Source organism: Gammaproteobacteria bacterium, from assembly GCA_013151035.1.
Classification (GTDB): domain Bacteria; phylum Pseudomonadota; class Gammaproteobacteria; order JAADJB01; family JAADJB01; genus JAADJB01.
In genome coordinates, this window is sequence record JAADJB010000024.1 from 29212 (window position 1) to 45102 (window position 15891).

At 47.1% G+C, this 15891-nt stretch carries 16 protein-coding genes; 8 read left to right on the plus strand and 8 right to left on the minus strand.

Going from position 1 to position 15891, the window contains the following annotated elements:
- The first annotated feature begins 41 nt into the window (after nt 1-41).
- Nucleotides 42-1052, plus strand: coding sequence for a CDP-6-deoxy-delta-3,4-glucoseen reductase (locus tag GXP22_06145; GenBank protein NOX09054.1), 1011 nt, complete (start codon nt 42-44; stop codon nt 1050-1052).
- Nucleotides 1053-1101: 49 nt separating this feature from the next.
- On the opposite strand, the gene GXP22_06150 is transcribed toward GXP22_06145, so the two are convergent.
- Both GXP22_06150 and amrS read right to left on the minus strand, forming a co-directional pair.
- On the minus strand, nt 1102-2838 hold the full coding sequence (locus GXP22_06150; GenBank protein ID NOX09055.1) for a DUF748 domain-containing protein: 1737 nt from the start codon (nt 2836-2838) through the stop codon (nt 1102-1104).
- Nucleotides 2839-3136: 298 nt separating this feature from the next.
- Nucleotides 3137-4216, minus strand: a complete 1080-nt coding sequence (gene amrS / locus GXP22_06155) for an AmmeMemoRadiSam system radical SAM enzyme (protein NOX09056.1) — start codon at nt 4214-4216, stop codon at nt 3137-3139.
- Between the two features lie 99 nt (nt 4217-4315).
- On the opposite strand from amrS, the gene amrB reads away from it, so the two are divergent.
- Together amrB and amrA are read left to right on the plus strand one after the other, a co-directional pair.
- A complete protein-coding gene (gene amrB, locus GXP22_06160; GenBank protein NOX09057.1) occupies nt 4316-5101 on the plus strand; it encodes an AmmeMemoRadiSam system protein B in 786 nt (261 codons plus the stop codon).
- On the plus strand, nt 5088-5657 hold the full coding sequence (gene amrA / locus GXP22_06165) for an AmmeMemoRadiSam system protein A (GenBank protein ID NOX09058.1): 570 nt from the start codon (nt 5088-5090) through the stop codon (nt 5655-5657). Before amrB ends, amrA begins: the two co-directional genes overlap by 14 nt.
- On the opposite strand, the gene GXP22_06170 is transcribed toward amrA, so the two are convergent.
- Together GXP22_06170 and GXP22_06175 are read right to left on the minus strand one after the other, a co-directional pair.
- On the minus strand, nt 5641-6267 hold the full coding sequence (locus tag GXP22_06170; GenBank protein ID NOX09059.1) for a cation transporter: 627 nt from the start codon (nt 6265-6267) through the stop codon (nt 5641-5643). The genes amrA and GXP22_06170 overlap by 17 nt on opposite strands.
- A gap of 2 nt (nt 6268-6269) precedes the next feature.
- Entirely contained in the window at nt 6270-7010 is a 741-nt protein-coding gene (locus GXP22_06175) for an EEP domain-containing protein (protein ID NOX09060.1), read from the minus strand.
- Between the two features lie 122 nt (nt 7011-7132).
- Between GXP22_06175 and GXP22_06180 the strand changes: the two genes are divergently transcribed.
- Nucleotides 7133-7402 (plus strand): hypothetical protein, encoded by a 270-nt coding sequence (locus GXP22_06180; protein ID NOX09061.1) that lies wholly within the window; start codon nt 7133-7135, stop codon nt 7400-7402.
- Here the strand turns inward: GXP22_06180 and GXP22_06185 are convergent.
- A complete protein-coding gene (locus GXP22_06185) occupies nt 7367-7753 on the minus strand; it encodes a DUF302 domain-containing protein (GenBank protein ID NOX09062.1) in 387 nt (128 codons plus the stop codon). The two genes, GXP22_06180 and GXP22_06185, sit on opposite strands and share 36 nt — an antisense overlap.
- Nucleotides 7754-7812: 59 nt before the next feature.
- A complete protein-coding gene (locus GXP22_06190) occupies nt 7813-8694 on the minus strand; it encodes a phosphoribosylaminoimidazolesuccinocarboxamide synthase (GenBank protein ID NOX09063.1) in 882 nt (293 codons plus the stop codon).
- A gap of 214 nt (nt 8695-8908) precedes the next feature.
- Here GXP22_06190 and hemL point away from each other — a divergent pair, with 214 nt between their 5' ends.
- The 3 genes from hemL to GXP22_06205 all read left to right on the plus strand — a co-directional run bounded on the left by hemL (nt 8909) and on the right by GXP22_06205 (nt 12573).
- Nucleotides 8909-10189 carry a glutamate-1-semialdehyde 2,1-aminomutase gene (hemL, locus tag GXP22_06195; GenBank protein NOX09064.1) on the plus strand — a complete coding sequence of 427 codons (1281 nt, stop codon included), beginning with the start codon at nt 8909-8911 and terminating at the stop codon, nt 10187-10189.
- Nucleotides 10190-10255: 66 nt separating this feature from the next.
- Nucleotides 10256-12226, plus strand: coding sequence for a phosphatase PAP2 family protein (locus tag GXP22_06200; GenBank protein ID NOX09065.1), 1971 nt, complete (start codon nt 10256-10258; stop codon nt 12224-12226).
- Nucleotides 12223-12573 (plus strand): diacylglycerol kinase, encoded by a 351-nt coding sequence (locus GXP22_06205; protein NOX09066.1) that lies wholly within the window; start codon nt 12223-12225, stop codon nt 12571-12573. The genes GXP22_06200 and GXP22_06205 overlap by 4 nt, the downstream gene beginning before the upstream one ends.
- A 40-nt stretch (nt 12574-12613) precedes the next feature.
- Here GXP22_06205 and GXP22_06210 read toward each other — a convergent pair whose 3' ends face one another.
- Complete coding sequence (locus GXP22_06210; protein ID NOX09067.1) at nt 12614-13216, minus strand: UbiX family flavin prenyltransferase; 603 nt, start codon at nt 13214-13216, stop codon at nt 12614-12616.
- 98 nt (nt 13217-13314) lie between these two features.
- Between GXP22_06210 and GXP22_06215 the strand changes: the two genes are divergently transcribed.
- Nucleotides 13315-15609 carry an MMPL family transporter gene (locus tag GXP22_06215; protein ID NOX09068.1) on the plus strand — a complete coding sequence of 765 codons (2295 nt, stop codon included), beginning with the start codon at nt 13315-13317 and terminating at the stop codon, nt 15607-15609.
- Nucleotides 15610-15628: 19 nt separating this feature from the next.
- Here the strand turns inward: GXP22_06215 and GXP22_06220 are convergent, their stop codons facing one another.
- Nucleotides 15629-15820, minus strand: a complete 192-nt coding sequence (locus GXP22_06220) for a twin transmembrane helix small protein (GenBank protein NOX09069.1) — start codon at nt 15818-15820, stop codon at nt 15629-15631.
- Nucleotides 15821-15891 lie beyond the last annotated feature (71 nt).

The following is a 15891-nucleotide window of genomic DNA, read 5'->3' on the forward strand; positions in this document are numbered from 1 at the left end:
ATCACCTGTTCTTGCCAGGATACGGATAGAAACAAACCCTAATGACATACAACATAAAAATACAACCCAGCGGACATGAATTTACTACCGAGGAGGATGAGAGCGTACTGGATGCAGCACTTCGTCAGGGCATCAACCTGCCATACGGTTGTCGTAGTGGCGAATGTGGTGCCTGTCAGGGACTGTTACTCAGCGGTAAGATTTATGGTCAGGATGAGAATGAACTCTCCGATGGTAGCGTGCTGTTCTGTCAGGCCCAACCCGCCTCTGATCTCACCATCAAGATTCAGGAGGTTGATGAGACGCGAGATATACTCATCAAGAAATACCCCTGCCGCATTGAAATACTGGAAAAACTAAGCCACGATGTGATGCGAGTAAAATTAAAGATCCCGGAAATGGAACGTATGCAGTTTCTTGCCGGGCAATATATCAATATCCTGCTGGATAATGATAACCCACGCAGTTTTTCTATTGCCAATGCCCCACATGATGATGAATACATCGAATTACACATTCGTGAGATCCCAGGTGGTAAATTAACCCATCAGATATTCCACGACATGCACCGTAAAGACATGCTACGCATCGAAGGTCCTTTGGGTTCCTTCTTTATCCGTGAAGACTCACAACGCCCGCTATTGCTGATTGGCGGTGGCACTGGCTTTGCTCCACTCAAGGGCATGCTCGAACACTGTTTTCGTACCGGATTAAAACAACCCATACACCTGTTCTGGGGCGCACACGGTGAGCAGGATCTATATCTGAACAAACTACCGCAGCAGTGGGCGAAGGAATATAAGCACTTTGAATACACCCCCGTCCTGTCGGGTGCCGACGATGATGGCTCATGGTCAGGCAAGAAAGGTCTGGTAACCCATCTTGTGGTAGCAAAATACCCTGATCTCAGTGGCTTTGATATCTACATGAGTGGCGCACCGGATATGATCCATAGCGCCGTAGAGTTATTCGAAAAACATGGTGCACAGAAAGAACGCTTTTTTAGTGATGCCTTTGAGTTTAGTGCGAAGCCGAAAAAAACCAATACATAAAAAGCTTCATTACTATCCCGTTAACTCAAGAGACAGGAATTGCACTTCTCTATAGACTAATATCCACACCTGCAATCGCATCCAGTTTAAACACCGGTTCACACAAGATCAAACGATCAGCCGTAATGCCTTTTTTAAGCAAATGATGCTTAATAGACTCAGCACGTTGTTCTGCCAACCCCAGTAACTTCATCTTGAGCATATTATCCAACTCAAGTGGGCTCTCGCTATCTTCAGGTTCTTTTTTATAACCTGGATCTAACAGAAGAAGATCCCCTGCATTACTATAGCCGCAAAGCGTAACATGTAACTGTGAGCGTTCACTTAGCAACTGCGCCAACTTGCCCACAGATTTTTCAGCAATCTTATCCGACCCCACATCAAATAAAACAGGATCAAACCTCAGAGCAGTCACCAAATCAAACAAACCCTTCGTAATAGTAACCAGACCCAACGGTGTATAGTAATTAATAATAACCGAGCTAATAGCGCTGGAAGTCGCCTTGAAAACCGCATCCGACGCATCAAAATCTGGATTATTAACATCACCTGTCACTGGTAGCTTTAATTGAATACTGTTGTCACTTTCACGCATAAGATCCAGCGCCGTCGTTAGCGGAAAACCCATCCGCTGATCTGTTTTTTCAGCAATATCCTGGTCCAGAGCCTTTAGCGTGAGCTGCTTGAAATCCAGATCCAGCAGGCTATCTAAACGACCTTTAATAGATAACAATTTAATCTTTGAATTTAATTGACCACTATTAATATGATAACCCAGACTATCTTCCACATAGACATTAAACGGTCTTAAATCAAGGCCATTAATATCTCCCGTAAGATCAAAACTTAATAAGGGAGCAAATAACTGCACCCCACCTTTCAGTTCAAAAAGGGCATGTTCATCCATTAATAAACGTATCTTTAACGGGCTGCTCTGCTCAATAGCAGAGCTATCAATATTACTCAGGGAAAATTCTTTAATCTCGGTAGATAGGTTAAATACTTGCTTCAAACTATTATCTGTAAAATGGATCGGACGATCTGACATTATTTCCAGCACACCTAAACTCACCTGTAAACCGGATTGATCCATCTCATTACTATCAGCCTTATCATCCGGGGGAAATAACACCCCCAATCTTTCCTGCAACTCCCAACGTCCATCTTCATCACGCAGAATATTGGCACCAATACCCGATAACTTGATAGCACTCGCCGCCAACAAATAACCATCGGTAAAACCAAAATTATCCACCCGCATACGATCCAACTGCACCAGCGAGCGAGCGTTCGATGGATCTGGCAACAACACAAAATTCGTTACATCCAATTGTTTGATATTAATTTTATCCAGACCCTGGACATGCACTTGATCAAGTACAACAGAATCTGCAACTACAAAACGTCTATTGTGATTATCGACAAACTCAATATGACTTACATCCAGGGAGCCATGCATCGCAACAAAAGACTGGGAAGAGGCATTCGAACCCAGGGCAATACCCCCTTGCCAAATAATTTGATCGGCTATCAAATAAAAAGATGTCGCCTTCTTTTTATTCCGCAGCCCATCTAGCCTAAACCCTTTTATCTTAACCAGCTTTATAACCGGCATCCGACCCAGAAACGGTTGCCAAACCATATCCAGATAAAGCCAGTCAACAGCAAACTCTCTGCCATCAGGGTGCCTTACACGCATCTTGGAAATAGTGATAACCGTATTATCAAAATCAAGGTCAATCTCAAGATCGCCAATATCAGCTTCCAGGCCTTGACCTTGCAACAATGAAACAGTTGCTATGCGGATTAATGAGGGCGCAATAAAAAATAGACTTGTGAATAGCAAAGCAGCTATTAGCAATGTCTGTGTAATTCTAGTTAACAAAATAAATATGCCTGGTCAGTTTGAGACATGAATCACACTTTTCTACCAGAGACACGCCGTGAATACATCCCTGTAGGCTCCACGCCCGCGTCCATGCGGGCAAGGGTCTCTGATAGAGAAGCGTAATCCCTGCCTCTTGAGTTAACGGGACAGCAGTGTGAATATCTCTTTATCATAGCCACCTCATTAAACTGTTATCTCAAACCGACTCCAGGCACACTGGCAATCGCCTCGCACCCCAGTCACCCGCCTGCGCCTCAAACACACCATTCAAAGCTGTTCCACATTGATTACAACAACCTTTATCATCTAATTGCCATTCGCTTAATTCATACCAGTCGCGCCCAATCAACATCTGTCCACACTGATGACAATAGGTACTCTCTGCCACCTTGTCATGCACATTACCCACATAGGCATAATGCACCCCGTTATCCAGCGCGATCTGCCTACAACGTAATAGCGTCTCTGGCAGTGTCGACACAATATCCCTCATCCGCCAGTCAGGATGAAAGGCAGTAAAATGCATTGGCACATCAGGCCCCAATCGCTCCACTACCCATTGCGTCATCGCATTAACCTCATCATCCGAATCATTCAAACCTGGTATTAACAAGGTCGTTAACTCCAGCCAGGTATCCGTCTCATGCCGCACATACTCCAGGATATCCAGCACCGGCTGTAGGTGTCCACCCGTCACCTTGTGATAAAAATCATCGGTAAATGCCTTAAGATCAATGTTGGCTGCATCCATCAGCGCAAAGAATTCCTTTGCCGGTTCCTTACAAACATAACCTGCAGTAACGGCCACATTCTTAATCCCTTTATCCCGACAGGCAGCTGCCACATCAATCGCATACTCATGGAATATCACTGGATCATTATAGGTATAGGCGACACTACGACAACCCAACTGCACCGCCGCCTGTGCAATTTTTTGTGGCGATGCAGAATCCGCCAGGGTATCCACCTCACGCGACTTACTGATATCCCAGTTCTGACAAAACTTACACGCTAGATTACAACCCGCCGTACCAAAGGAGAGTACCGGTGTCCCCGGCAGGAAATGATTCAGTGGCTTCTTCTCAATAGGATCAACACAAAAACCACTGGAACGCCCATAGGTCTTGAGTACAATCTGCCCACCTTCATTGGCACGCACAAAACACAAACCCCGTTGCCCTTCCTTCAATTTACAAAAGCGCGGACACAAATCACACTGCACCCGATCCTTTCCAATCTTATGCCAATATTTAGTACCTACCGTATCAGTGTCCATCAGCCTTTCCTCATTTCATACTACTAACCACGATGACCTCAAGAGACATGGATGGGTGTTCCCTTTGTATTTACCCCAACAACAATATAACATAAGTCCATGAGCAAAATTCGCCCACCCGCCGTCGCCAACCAATTCTACCCCGCTAACCCGGAGCAACTGCAACAGGATATCAATACCTACTTGCAACAAGCCCGCGCAGTAAAACTTCAACCCAAGGCACTGATTGTTCCCCATGCCGGTTATATCTACTCGGGCCCCATTGCAGCCAGCGCTTATGTTAGCCTGCAAGATATGCGTAAACGTATTAAAAAAGTGGTGTTACTGGGACCCTCTCATCATATCCCCTTTGCCGGTCTTGCCGTCAGCACTGCCCATGGCTTTCTAACGCCTCTTGGCACCGTGCCGCTTGATATTGAAGCTATCGCCAAAATCGAATCCATGCCACAGGTTAACTACCTTGATGCCGCACATGAACAAGAACATAGCCTCGAGGTACAAGTCCCCTTCTTACAAACCGTACTGGATGATTTTAAATTGATTCCACTGGTAGTCGGTGATGCCGATCAACAATCCGTTGCCGAAGTGCTTAATCAACTGTGGGGCGATGAAGAAACTCTTATTATTATCAGCTCGGATCTAAGTCACTATCTGAGTTACGAGCAGGCACAGGTCATTGATCGCCGAGCATCCGATGCTATAGAAGCACTGCAACCCGAGCTTATCAATCACGATATGGCCTGTGGTCGCAATCCCCTTAATGGTCTACTGGAACTACTACACACAAAAAACCTACAGATAAAAACCCTGGATCTACGCAACTCCGGTGATACTGCTGGCAGCAAAGATCGCGTGGTAGGGTATGGTGCCTATGCAGCCTACTGATCTCAGCCAACAAGATCGAGAGACCTTATTACATACCGCCCGAGCCTCTATACAATACGGCCTGCAGCATCACCAACCTGCACCTATTGAAATTGGCGGCTACAGCAAGACATTACAAACTCATTGCGCCAGCTTTGTAACCTTACAAATCCATCAACAACTACGAGGATGTATCGGTACCCTGGAGGCCTACCAGCCACTCATCAAGGATGTCTCCAATCATGCCTATGCCGCCGCCTTTCAAGACCCCCGTTTTTCAGCCCTCAGCAAAGAAGAAGAGACACAAATCCATATCGACATCTCGGTATTAACACCAGCAGAACTCCTTACCTTTAACTCTGAGGTCGATCTTATCCAGCAAATAAGATCCGGACAGGATGGACTCATCCTGGAGGAAGGGGCATACAAAGGAACATTCCTGCCCTCGGTATGGGAGAGCCTACCCCAAACAGATATTTTTTTACGTCACCTCAAACAAAAGGCCGGTCTGTCACCTGACTACTGGAGCAACACCCTACGCGTCTATCGTTACCAAACCATTATGATTGAGGAGTAATAGGTCTCTCAAGTTCAGCACGCGCAGAGGTGATAATGCGTAAAGCCGAACGTATCAAAAACACCACCAAAAGAGTCGCTATTATAATATCAGGCCAACCATCACCACTCAACCATACCCCCCCGGCGGCCAAAAGAACTGACAGATTCACCACAATATCATTGCGTGAACACTCCCACACTGAACTCATATTGATATCCTCATTACGATGTCGCCAGAGAAGAAACAAACAAGTGCTGTTCGCCAACAAGCCTACGAGACTAAAGATGCCCATCACCTCAAAGACTGGCACACTGGGTACCCATAACTTATAAATAATTTGTCCGGCAATCAACGCAGCTGCGGAAAAAATAAGCACGCCTTTAAATAGCGCAACCCTGGCCTTAAATATTACCGAACGTGAGATCGCAAACAGGCTCAAGGCATAGGTCACTGCATCCCCAAAATAATCCATACTATCTGATAGTAGTGCTGAAGATTGCGCATATAATGCAGCCGTAATAACTACAAAAAACATTAACGCGTTAATAGCGAGAACAATCCTGAGCGTACTACGCTGGCGCTCTTGTAACCCATTCAATGAGCAACCCTGATTACAACAATCACCCATCACTAACCCACCAGATGAATAGACTCCGGCAAGCGTACCTCCATCGCTATAGGCAGATGATCTGAGGCAAAACCGGTTAGCACCTGCACCTTTTCGACATCCAGTTGATCCGTCACCAGAATATGATCAATATTTCTTTTAGGACTCCAACTCGGATAAGTATGCAAATCATGTACTGATTCCCGCATATCCGTGTGTGACAACAGGTAGTCCATTTCCTTACTTCTTGATTTGAAATTCATATCGCCCATCAATATCACATGTTCACACGAATTAATCAGATCTGAGATATAGGCAATCTGTTCCATACGCGCACGTGCACCCAAAGCCAGATGCACCACAAAGACATGCAATGAATCACCCTTTTGCCCAAAACGAACATCCAGTAGGTTGCGCCCTGGAATGCGTCCAGGTAACTTGTATGCCTTTACCTCTCTGGGCTCAAAGCGACTCATTAATCCCGTCGCATGACGTGCAATCTTGCTGATCTTACGGTTGGTTTGGTCATGCCAGAATGGAAAACCGGCACGCTCTGCCAGATACTCGGTGAGATTAACAAAACCACTACGTAAACTTCCCGCATCCACTTCCTGCAAACCCACCACATCATAGGATGCAACAATATCTGCAATCCTGTTCAAGTTTTTAAAGCGTTGCTTATGGGGAAACAAATGACGCCAACTCTGCGTAATATAATGTCGGTAACGCGAGGTGCTAATACCCGCCTGCACGTTATAACTCAATAATCGGAGTCGATGCCCGGTATTGGTAAGATCATCTGGTTGAATCGTCATACCCATTCCCTGCCTGACACAAGCGGTTATAGTGGTTACAATGAGCACACATTAATAGGGAAAACCTTATCATGCGTGGCATCGTACCTCTGGATCCGATTACAAAAGTTTCTGAAATACACTTTGCAGTAGTTTATGTACCCAAGCGTAACCGTAAACGCTTTCCTGCCAACTGCATACAACGTTACGCAACAGCCGAAGAAGCACTACAGTCGGCTCAACCCGAGAATAAACACTATGCAGCCCGTGTACTCGGCCCTTCAAAATCATCCGAAGGACAAATAATCTTTTATCTGGTTGAATGGCTAAGCGATAGCATCCCGCACCCGCATCAAACGTGAACGCACCTCTTGTGCCAAGGTCTCAATCCCATCCTGTTCGACCAGACCCAATACCGCTGATGGGTCCATAAAGCCAACGATCACATCACCATTTTCCTGCTCACGTACAACCACATTACAAGGTAATAATAGACCAATATCAGGATCAGCATTAATGGCCTGATTAGCCAGTGCAGGATTACAGGCACCGAGGATACGATAAGGAAGACGATCAATATCCAGTTTCTTCTTTAATGTGGCAGCCACATCAATATCGGTCAGGACACCAAAACCCTCTTTCATCAATTCCTCAGTCACCTTATCGACGGCATCGGAAAAACTCATTGCTACTGTTACGTTAAAACCATACATATTACTCTCCTGTATCGGGTGCGTGGTACGCACTACCTTGCTGGTGCGTGGTACGCACCCTACCTCATTAATCGAGTTTGTGCTTCTTTGTACTTCTCTGCTGTGCGTTGTTTTACCTCATCAGGAAGCACAGGAGCTGGTGGCTGCTTGTTCCAGTCCAGTGACTCCAGGTAATCACGCACATATTGCTTATCAAAACTCTCGGGGCTACTGCCCGGATGATAACTATCGGTTGACCAGAAGCGTGAAGAGTCTGGTGTTAAGACCTCATCAATCAGAGTTAGTTTCCCATCGTCATCAAGTCCAAATTCCAGCTTGGTATCCGCAATAATAATGCCACGTTCCAGAGCATAGGCGGCACACTCTTTATAGATACGCAGACTGACATCCCGTACCTGAGCCGCCATATCCTGACCTAACAGATCCTCGGTTGTGGCAAAATCAATATTCTCGTCATGCTCACCCAATGCGGCCTTGGTGGAGGGGGTGTAGATGGGCTCGGGTAATTGATCTGCCATCTGTAGACCAGTGGGCAATTCAATACCACAAACACTGCCATGTGCCTGATAATCCTTCCAGCCGGAACCGATTAGATAACCCCGCACAATCGCCTCAACCGGCAACGCCTTGAGTTTACGCACCACAATCGCCCGACCTTCGACCTGAGCACATTCATCGGCAGTCAGCACATCGGCAATGGATAATGAAGATTGCTGATTCTGGATAATATTCCGGGTGCGTTCAAACCAGAAATTAGCCACTGTCGTCAAAACCACACCCTTACCCGGTATCGGATCAGACATGATGACGTCAAAGGCGGAAAGCCTGTCGGTGGTCACAATCAACAGGTGGTCATCACCCACGGCATAGATATCACGCACCTTGCCACGATTGATCAACGGCAGGCTCTTCAGATTAGATTCATAAAGTTCATTTAGCATAGGTAATATTATACTTTAAGTGTCTGTGGTACGCACGGAATGGGGACTAAGGCCAATCTAATTGCTGGGTTACGATGCTACGCATCTAACCCAACCTACATTAAATAAATACGGTAGGTCGGGTTAGGCGCAGCCGTAACCCGACAAACCCCTACCAATTAAGTATAATAAAACAACATATCCCATACTAGCAAAAGCATACTGGAACCCACCCATGACAAAATCACACGACTTATTTATAAAGGCTCAAAAACACATCCCTGGTGGGGTTAATTCACCGGTACGCGCATTCAAGGGTGTGGGTGGCGAGCCTATCTTCATTGAACGTGGAAAGGGACCTTATCTATTCGATAGCGATGGTAAAAAATACATTGATTATGTTGGTTCATGGGGGCCGATGATCCTTGGCCACGCTCATCCAGAGGTGATTCGTGCCGTGCAAGAGAGCGTTGCCAATGGCCTCGGCTTTGGCGCACCCACCGAGATCGAGACCCGTATGGCTGATTATCTGTGTGAAACCTTGCCCTCACTGGAGATGGTACGCATGGTTAGCTCCGGCACCGAGGCAACCATGAGTGCCATCCGTCTGGCACGCGGCTTTACCGGACGCGACAAAATTGTGAAATTTGAAGGTTGTTATCACGGCCACTCAGACTCATTGCTGGTTAAGGCGGGTTCAGGCGCGTTGACTCTTGGTGTTCCAACATCGCCCGGTGTCCCTGCGGCACTGGCAGAGCATACCATCACCCTGGAATACAATAATCTGCAACAGGTTGAAGAGGCCTTCAAAGAAATTGGCACACAGATTGCTGCCATTATTGTCGAACCTGTCGCTGGCAATATGAACTGCGTTCCCCCGGCACCCGGTTTTCTGCAAGGACTCAGGGCGGTCTGCGATCAATATGATAGCGTCCTTATCTTTGATGAAGTGATGACCGGTTTTCGGGTTAGCAATGGTGGTGCACAGACCCTATATAACATCAAACCCGACCTCACTACCCTCGGCAAGATTATCGGTGGTGGTATGCCGGTCGGTGCCTTTGGTGGTCGCCTTGATATCATGCAGCACATCGCCCCCTTGGGCCCGGTTTACCAGGCAGGTACCTTGTCAGGAAATCCCGTTGCCATGACAGCAGGACTAACCACCCTGCAACTGATCGCCCAACCCGGTTTTCATCAGCGACTACAACAAGCCACCGAGACCCTGGTTAGCGGCATACTGGAACGTGCAAGCGCAGCAGGCATTGGCATGACCGCCAATCAAGTCGGCGGTATGTTTGGCCTGTTCTTCAGCGATGAGGATAAGATCACCCATTTTGCACAGGTCAGCCGTTGTGACCAAGAACGCTTCAAGGTTTTTTTCCATGCCATGCTGGATAGAGGTGTTTATCTGGCACCTTCCGCCTTTGAAGCCGGTTTTGTCTCAGCCGCACATGATGATAGCGCCATTCAGGAGACGCTGGATATTGCCGAGCAGGTCTTTGCGGGCATGTGATTTTTTGGGTGGATTCCCGCCTGCGCGGGAATCACGGCTTTAAACGGGAATGACAGGAGGGGATCAATGGATCTATTACAAGGCCTTCTCCAATGGGTCGCTGAACACCCGACCTGGAGTGGCATCGTAGTCTTTATTATCGCCTGCTCCGAATCGCTGGCGGTTATTGGTCTATTTATGCCAGGGGCAGTGCTAATGTTTGGTATCGGCGCCATTATTGCCTCGGATAGTATGCCACTGGGCAGCACCCTGATCTGGGCGATTAGTGGGGCCTTCGTTGGTGATGGACTGAGCTTCTGGCTGGGTCATCATTACCGTGAATCGCTTTATAAATTGTGGCCTTTCTCCCGCCACCCCGGCCTGATGCAACGCGCCAATAACTTCTTTCAACAACACGGCATCAAGAGTATTGCGCTGGCACGTTTTATCGGGCCACTACGTCCCATTGTTCCCGCCATCGCGGGTATGTCTCAAATGCCTGCGCGCACCTTTTACCTGGTCAATGGCCTGTCCGCCCTGCTATGGGCGCCCGCTTATATTATTCCCGGCATGATCTTTGGCGCATCACTGGAACTAGCTGCCGAAGTAACCGGACGACTGGCAACCTTTATCCTGATTACCCTGTTAATACTCTGGCTGGGACTGTGGCTGGTTCGCTACACCCTACGCTGGCTACATACCGAATTCAGCTCACCGCTAGGGACGATTGTTCTATGGTCAAATAAACACCCCTTCATACAACCGTTCATCCACTCCATTATTGACCCCGCTTATCCGGTTGCCCCCGGCCTGGCAATCTTTGCAACCATCTATCTATCCCTGTTTGCACTCATTGCGCTGATTATTAACAAGGGCATTCAAATCAATATCGGAACTATTGACCTATTCGTTTTTCAGTATCTACAAGATATCCGTAGCCCGCTTACTGATCAAATTATGATCATGATAACAGGGCTGGGGGAACGCAACCTGCTGGAAAGCATTCTTGCACTGACTGTTTTTTTACTCCTGTTAAAGAAACAATGGCGTGCCAGCCTCTACCTGTTATCGGTCTATATCGGCACCATGACCCTCAGTTTCATCCTCAAATTCATACTGGAGATACCCCGACCCATCTCCATCTATGAAGGCATCAGCAATTATGCCTTCCCCAGCGCACATACCAGCCTGAGCACCGCTGTCTATGGTTTTATAGCATTGCTTATTACTAAAGAGATTCGTTACCAATACCACTGGATTCCCTATTCCATCGCCGCCACTCTGATTAGCCTGACAGGATTCTCTCGCGTCTATTTGGGCGCACACTGGTTAAGTGATGTTATTGGCGGGCTAGTTCTGGCACTCATCTGGGTATTCATATTTAACCTGTCCTGGCGCTGTCGTCATACCCCGCGAATATCTGTCTACACATTGACACTACCCGCTGTGTTTTTTATTAGCCTGTTCGGCTTCTATCAATATCAACAGCTTGATAATAATCTACAGCGATATGCTCAAACCAGCGCATCCCAATCCATTAATAAGGATCACTCGATCAACATACAATGGTATGGCGATATCAATATTATTAAAAACGAATTAGTAAAACAGGGCTGGAGTAAACCTCATCCCTTTGACAGTCACAGTTTTTTACAGGCCTTTAGCAGCAACCCGGATATTCGATCACTCCCTGTCCTGCCTCAAGTACACCAGGGTATCTATGAGACCCTTGCACTAATTCATACAGGCAATAACCCTCAACAACAAATCATCCTGCGCCTATGGCCCAATAACACCATCAAACAAGGGGCAAATGAATTATGGATTGGCACATTATCACTACAAAATAGCCGCACCTTGCTAGGACTTTACACCTTCATCAAGACTAACCGCTTACAGAGGGCACCTTTGTATCTATTAAAAAACACACTCACTCAGGCACAAATACCCTGGCAGGACTCTATAGTGTTGGAAGGGGAAAGATTTGAAACCTGTCCCCAGCCATGCGTATTCGAACATACCAAGGGTTTAATCATCAACAAAGGGGACAAGCATTGAAGAATAAACCTTTCATCCAACGTCTGAGTTTCGCCCTACAGGGCATCAAGGCAAGCTGGCAAAGTGAACGTAGCTTCCGCACCCAAAGTCTATTTGCTTTACTACTGCTGCCACTGTTAATCATCCTGCAACCTGCACTCATCTGGTGGGCAATCAGCACCTTAATAGCCGTACTGGTTCTTGCCGCAGAATTAATCAACACCGCACTGGAACACCTGGTCGATCATCTCCATCCCGAACAGCATCCACGCATCAAGATTGTTAAGGACTGCGCTGCTGGGGCGGTGCTGATACTCAGTGCGGGGGCAGTTATTATTGCGGGACTGATGATTTACTCAACAGAGTAGAAGAGACCTGTGGTACGGACTCAAAGGGTCTGTGCTCGCCTTAACCCCAGGCATCCATCAACTGATGTTCAACACCCAGCTGATCCAGAATCCTGGCGACCACAAAATCCACCAGATCCTGCATGGATGCGGGCGCATGATAAAAGCCGGGGTTGGCGGGCAATATGACAACACCCAGACGGGCGAGCTTCAACATATTTTCCAGATGAATGGCAGAGAAAGGGGTTTCGCGTGGCACCAGAATCAATTTTTTATTCTCCTTGATGGTGACATCAGCCGCTCGCTCCAGCAGATTATTACTGGCACCACAGGCGATTGCCGACAAGCTACCCATGGTGCAGGGACATACGACCATCGCGTCGGATACACCGCTACCACTCGCCACCGATGCCGTCCATTCCTGCTGCCCATAGACCTGCAACTGCCCGGCATCCGCACCATAACGTTCACTCAACACCTCTTGAATAGCCGCCGGGCGACCAGGTAATTTATCTGCCATTTCCATACCAATAACAATCTGACCGGGTGCTGATATCAATAAAGCCACCTCTTTACCCGCACTCAGTAAACACTCCAACAGACGCAGGCTATAGGCGGCGCCCGAGGCACCCGTGATGGCAAGAGTAATTCGCTTATTATTCATATTGGGGGACAGTATACCTATTTAAAGAACCTCTGATCAATTATACGCTCCTTAAGAAAAGGCTTGCGAATAGCAGGCAATATGTTCAAATGATATTGATGAAAAAGTTTATCCCGACCTATGCCCACTGGATCATGCGCTGGCGTTGGCTGGTACTGGTCACATCCCTGCTTGCAGTGACACTTGCTGGCTATGGATTGCACAATTTTGCATTTACTGCCGATTACAAGGTGTACTTCGGCAAAGACAATGCTGAATTAATTGCCTTCAAAAAATTCGAGAACACCTATAACAACAGCGAGAATATTCTTTTCGTCATCCAGCCAAAAAATAAAGATATATTTACCCGTAAAACCCTGGGGATCATCAAACAATTAACCGAACAAGCCTGGCAGATTCCATATGCTATTCGCGTGGATTCTATCACCAATTACCAACACACCGAGGCCAACGGTGATGACCTAACGGTGACCGATCTGGTAGAAGAACCACAGGAACTAAACAGCACCGACCTTACCAGAATTAAGTCTATCGCACTGAATGAACCCGTACTGGCAGGACGCTTGATTGCCTACGACGGTGCTACCACCGGTATCTCGGTCACCTTACAGTTTCCTGGCACAGACCATACTCAACACCTGCCAAAAGCAGTAACCTACGCTGAAAAACTGATAACAGAATTGCGCACTACTTATCCTGATCTAACAGTGGCACTGACCGGTATCGCCATCTTCAGCGCAGCAGAGATCCAGGTCAGTGAATCGGATTCATATACCCTGGTACCAATAATGTACGGTCTAATGATCTCACTGTTATTGCTCCTGTTACGCTCAGTTTCCGGCACAATAGCAACACTGTTAGTGGTAAGCCTATCAGTCATCAGCGCCCTCGGTCTGATGTCCTGGTTCGACATCAAGATGAATGCATCAACAGCCCTAGCTCCCATTATCATTCTCACCCTTGCCATTGCTGACAGCATACATATCCTACTGACCACCTTCCAGGAAATACGTGCTGGCCGTTCAAAACAGGATGCCCTGGCAGAGAGTTTACGCATCAATACTGAACCTGTATTTCTAACCACCCTAACCACGGTGATCGGCTTCCTGAGCCTCAACTTCTCTGATTCCCCACCCTTTAACGAACTTGGTAATATTACCGCTATCGGTGTTGTGGCAGCCTGGATATTCTCTATGACCTTTCTACCAGCACTAATATCAATCCTGCCCTTGCGTATTCAACCACAAGTCAGGACACAACATCTTGCCATGGAACACCTCGGTAACTTCGTGGTCAACCGGCGGGTGTCATTATTCTGGTGCATGATAGGTCTGAGCCTGATTATTATATCGTTCATACCCCGGCTTGAACTGGATGACCGATTTATCCAGTGGTTTGATGAGAGCGTTCCATTTCGTGTCGATACTGATTTTGCCACTGCCAACCTGACGGGCCCTTACACCCTTGATTTCTCAATTGAATCCGGCATGAGTGGTGGTATTTCTGAACCTGAATACCTCAAACACCTGGAAGAATTCACCATCTGGCTACGTGCACAGCCTGAGATCACACATGTCAACAGTCTAACCGATGTCATGAAACGGCTAAACAAATCCATGCATGGTGATGCGCTCGATTGGTACCGCCTGCCCGATCAACGCAATCTCGCAGCCCAATATCTATTGTTATATGAAATGTCCCTACCCTATGGCCTTGATCTCAATAGCCAGCTCAATCTGGATAAATCCGCAAGCCGACTAACGGTCACCCTGGATACCCTGCCACAAAAACAGATTATTGAGATAATTGAACGTAGCGAGGCGTGGCTGAAAGACAACATGCCACCTGCCATGCAAGCCAAGGCCACAGGCACGATTGTAATGTTCGTGAATCTGGCGGTACGCAATATTATTGGCATGTTGGGCGGTACAGCGTTAGGCTTTGTATTAATATCAATAACACTCATCTTCGCGCTGCGCAGTGTTCGCCTGGGTCTGATCAGCCTGATCCCGAACTTCATCCCGGTATTGATAACCTTTGGATTATGGGCAATTTTTGTTGGTGAAATTGGCATCATTGCTTCCATGATTACAGCCACCAGTATGGGGCTTATAGTCGATGATACCGTACACCTGATTAGCAAATACCGTCGAGCCCGGCTCGAACATAATCTCCAACCCCATGATGCTATCCGTTACAGCCTGACCCACGTCGGCAAGGCACTGTGGGTAACCACAACAATCATGGTTGCTGGTTTCATGGTGCTTGCCTTTTCCAGTTACAAGCTTAACGTCGACATGGGTATTCTCACTGCAACCGTAGTCAGCATAGCCCTGATAATGGATTTTCTGTTGCTACCTGTACTATTAATATTTGTCGACAAAGAAACATAACCCAATACAGTAACACCCATCAACTAGCAACAAAGGCAGCAATCAATAACAGGACAATAGCAACCCCCTGAAGACCGACTCGCGCACCCATAAACTGAAGCTCGTGCTTATCATCAAAGCGACCTCCATGCGCCATAGAGCCAATACCCCAACCTAGCGAAGCAATTGTTGCCAGCAATGCCAATATAATTAAAACCGTTAATAATTCCATGATGCACCTCCTGTCGTATATGTTTAAAGTATAGTCGCCAGATTACATTAGTGCCCCTATTGAATTGACCC

Coding starts and splice junctions, on each gene's coding strand:
- GXP22_06190 (NOX09063.1), bottom strand. CDS start 8,694: ATGCTAAATGAACTTTATGAATCTAATCTGAAGAGCCTGCCGTTGATC.
- GXP22_06145 (NOX09054.1), top strand. CDS start 42: ATGACATACAACATAAAAATACAACCCAGCGGACATGAATTTACTACC.
- GXP22_06220 (NOX09069.1), bottom strand. CDS start 15,820: ATGGAATTATTAACGGTTTTAATTATATTGGCATTGCTGGCAACAATT.
- amrB (NOX09057.1), top strand. CDS start 4,316: ATGAGCAAAATTCGCCCACCCGCCGTCGCCAACCAATTCTACCCCGCT.
- GXP22_06185 (NOX09062.1), bottom strand. CDS start 7,753: ATGTATGGTTTTAACGTAACAGTAGCAATGAGTTTTTCCGATGCCGTC.
- GXP22_06170 (NOX09059.1), bottom strand. CDS start 6,267: ATGGGTGATTGTTGTAATCAGGGTTGCTCATTGAATGGGTTACAAGAG.
- amrA (NOX09058.1), top strand. CDS start 5,088: ATGCAGCCTACTGATCTCAGCCAACAAGATCGAGAGACCTTATTACAT.
- amrS (NOX09056.1), bottom strand. CDS start 4,216: ATGGACACTGATACGGTAGGTACTAAATATTGGCATAAGATTGGAAAG.
- GXP22_06200 (NOX09065.1), top strand. CDS start 10,256: ATGGATCTATTACAAGGCCTTCTCCAATGGGTCGCTGAACACCCGACC.
- hemL (NOX09064.1), top strand. CDS start 8,909: ATGACAAAATCACACGACTTATTTATAAAGGCTCAAAAACACATCCCT.
- GXP22_06210 (NOX09067.1), bottom strand. CDS start 13,216: ATGAATAATAAGCGAATTACTCTTGCCATCACGGGTGCCTCGGGCGCC.
- GXP22_06180 (NOX09061.1), top strand. CDS start 7,133: ATGCGTGGCATCGTACCTCTGGATCCGATTACAAAAGTTTCTGAAATA.
- GXP22_06215 (NOX09068.1), top strand. CDS start 13,315: ATGAAAAAGTTTATCCCGACCTATGCCCACTGGATCATGCGCTGGCGT.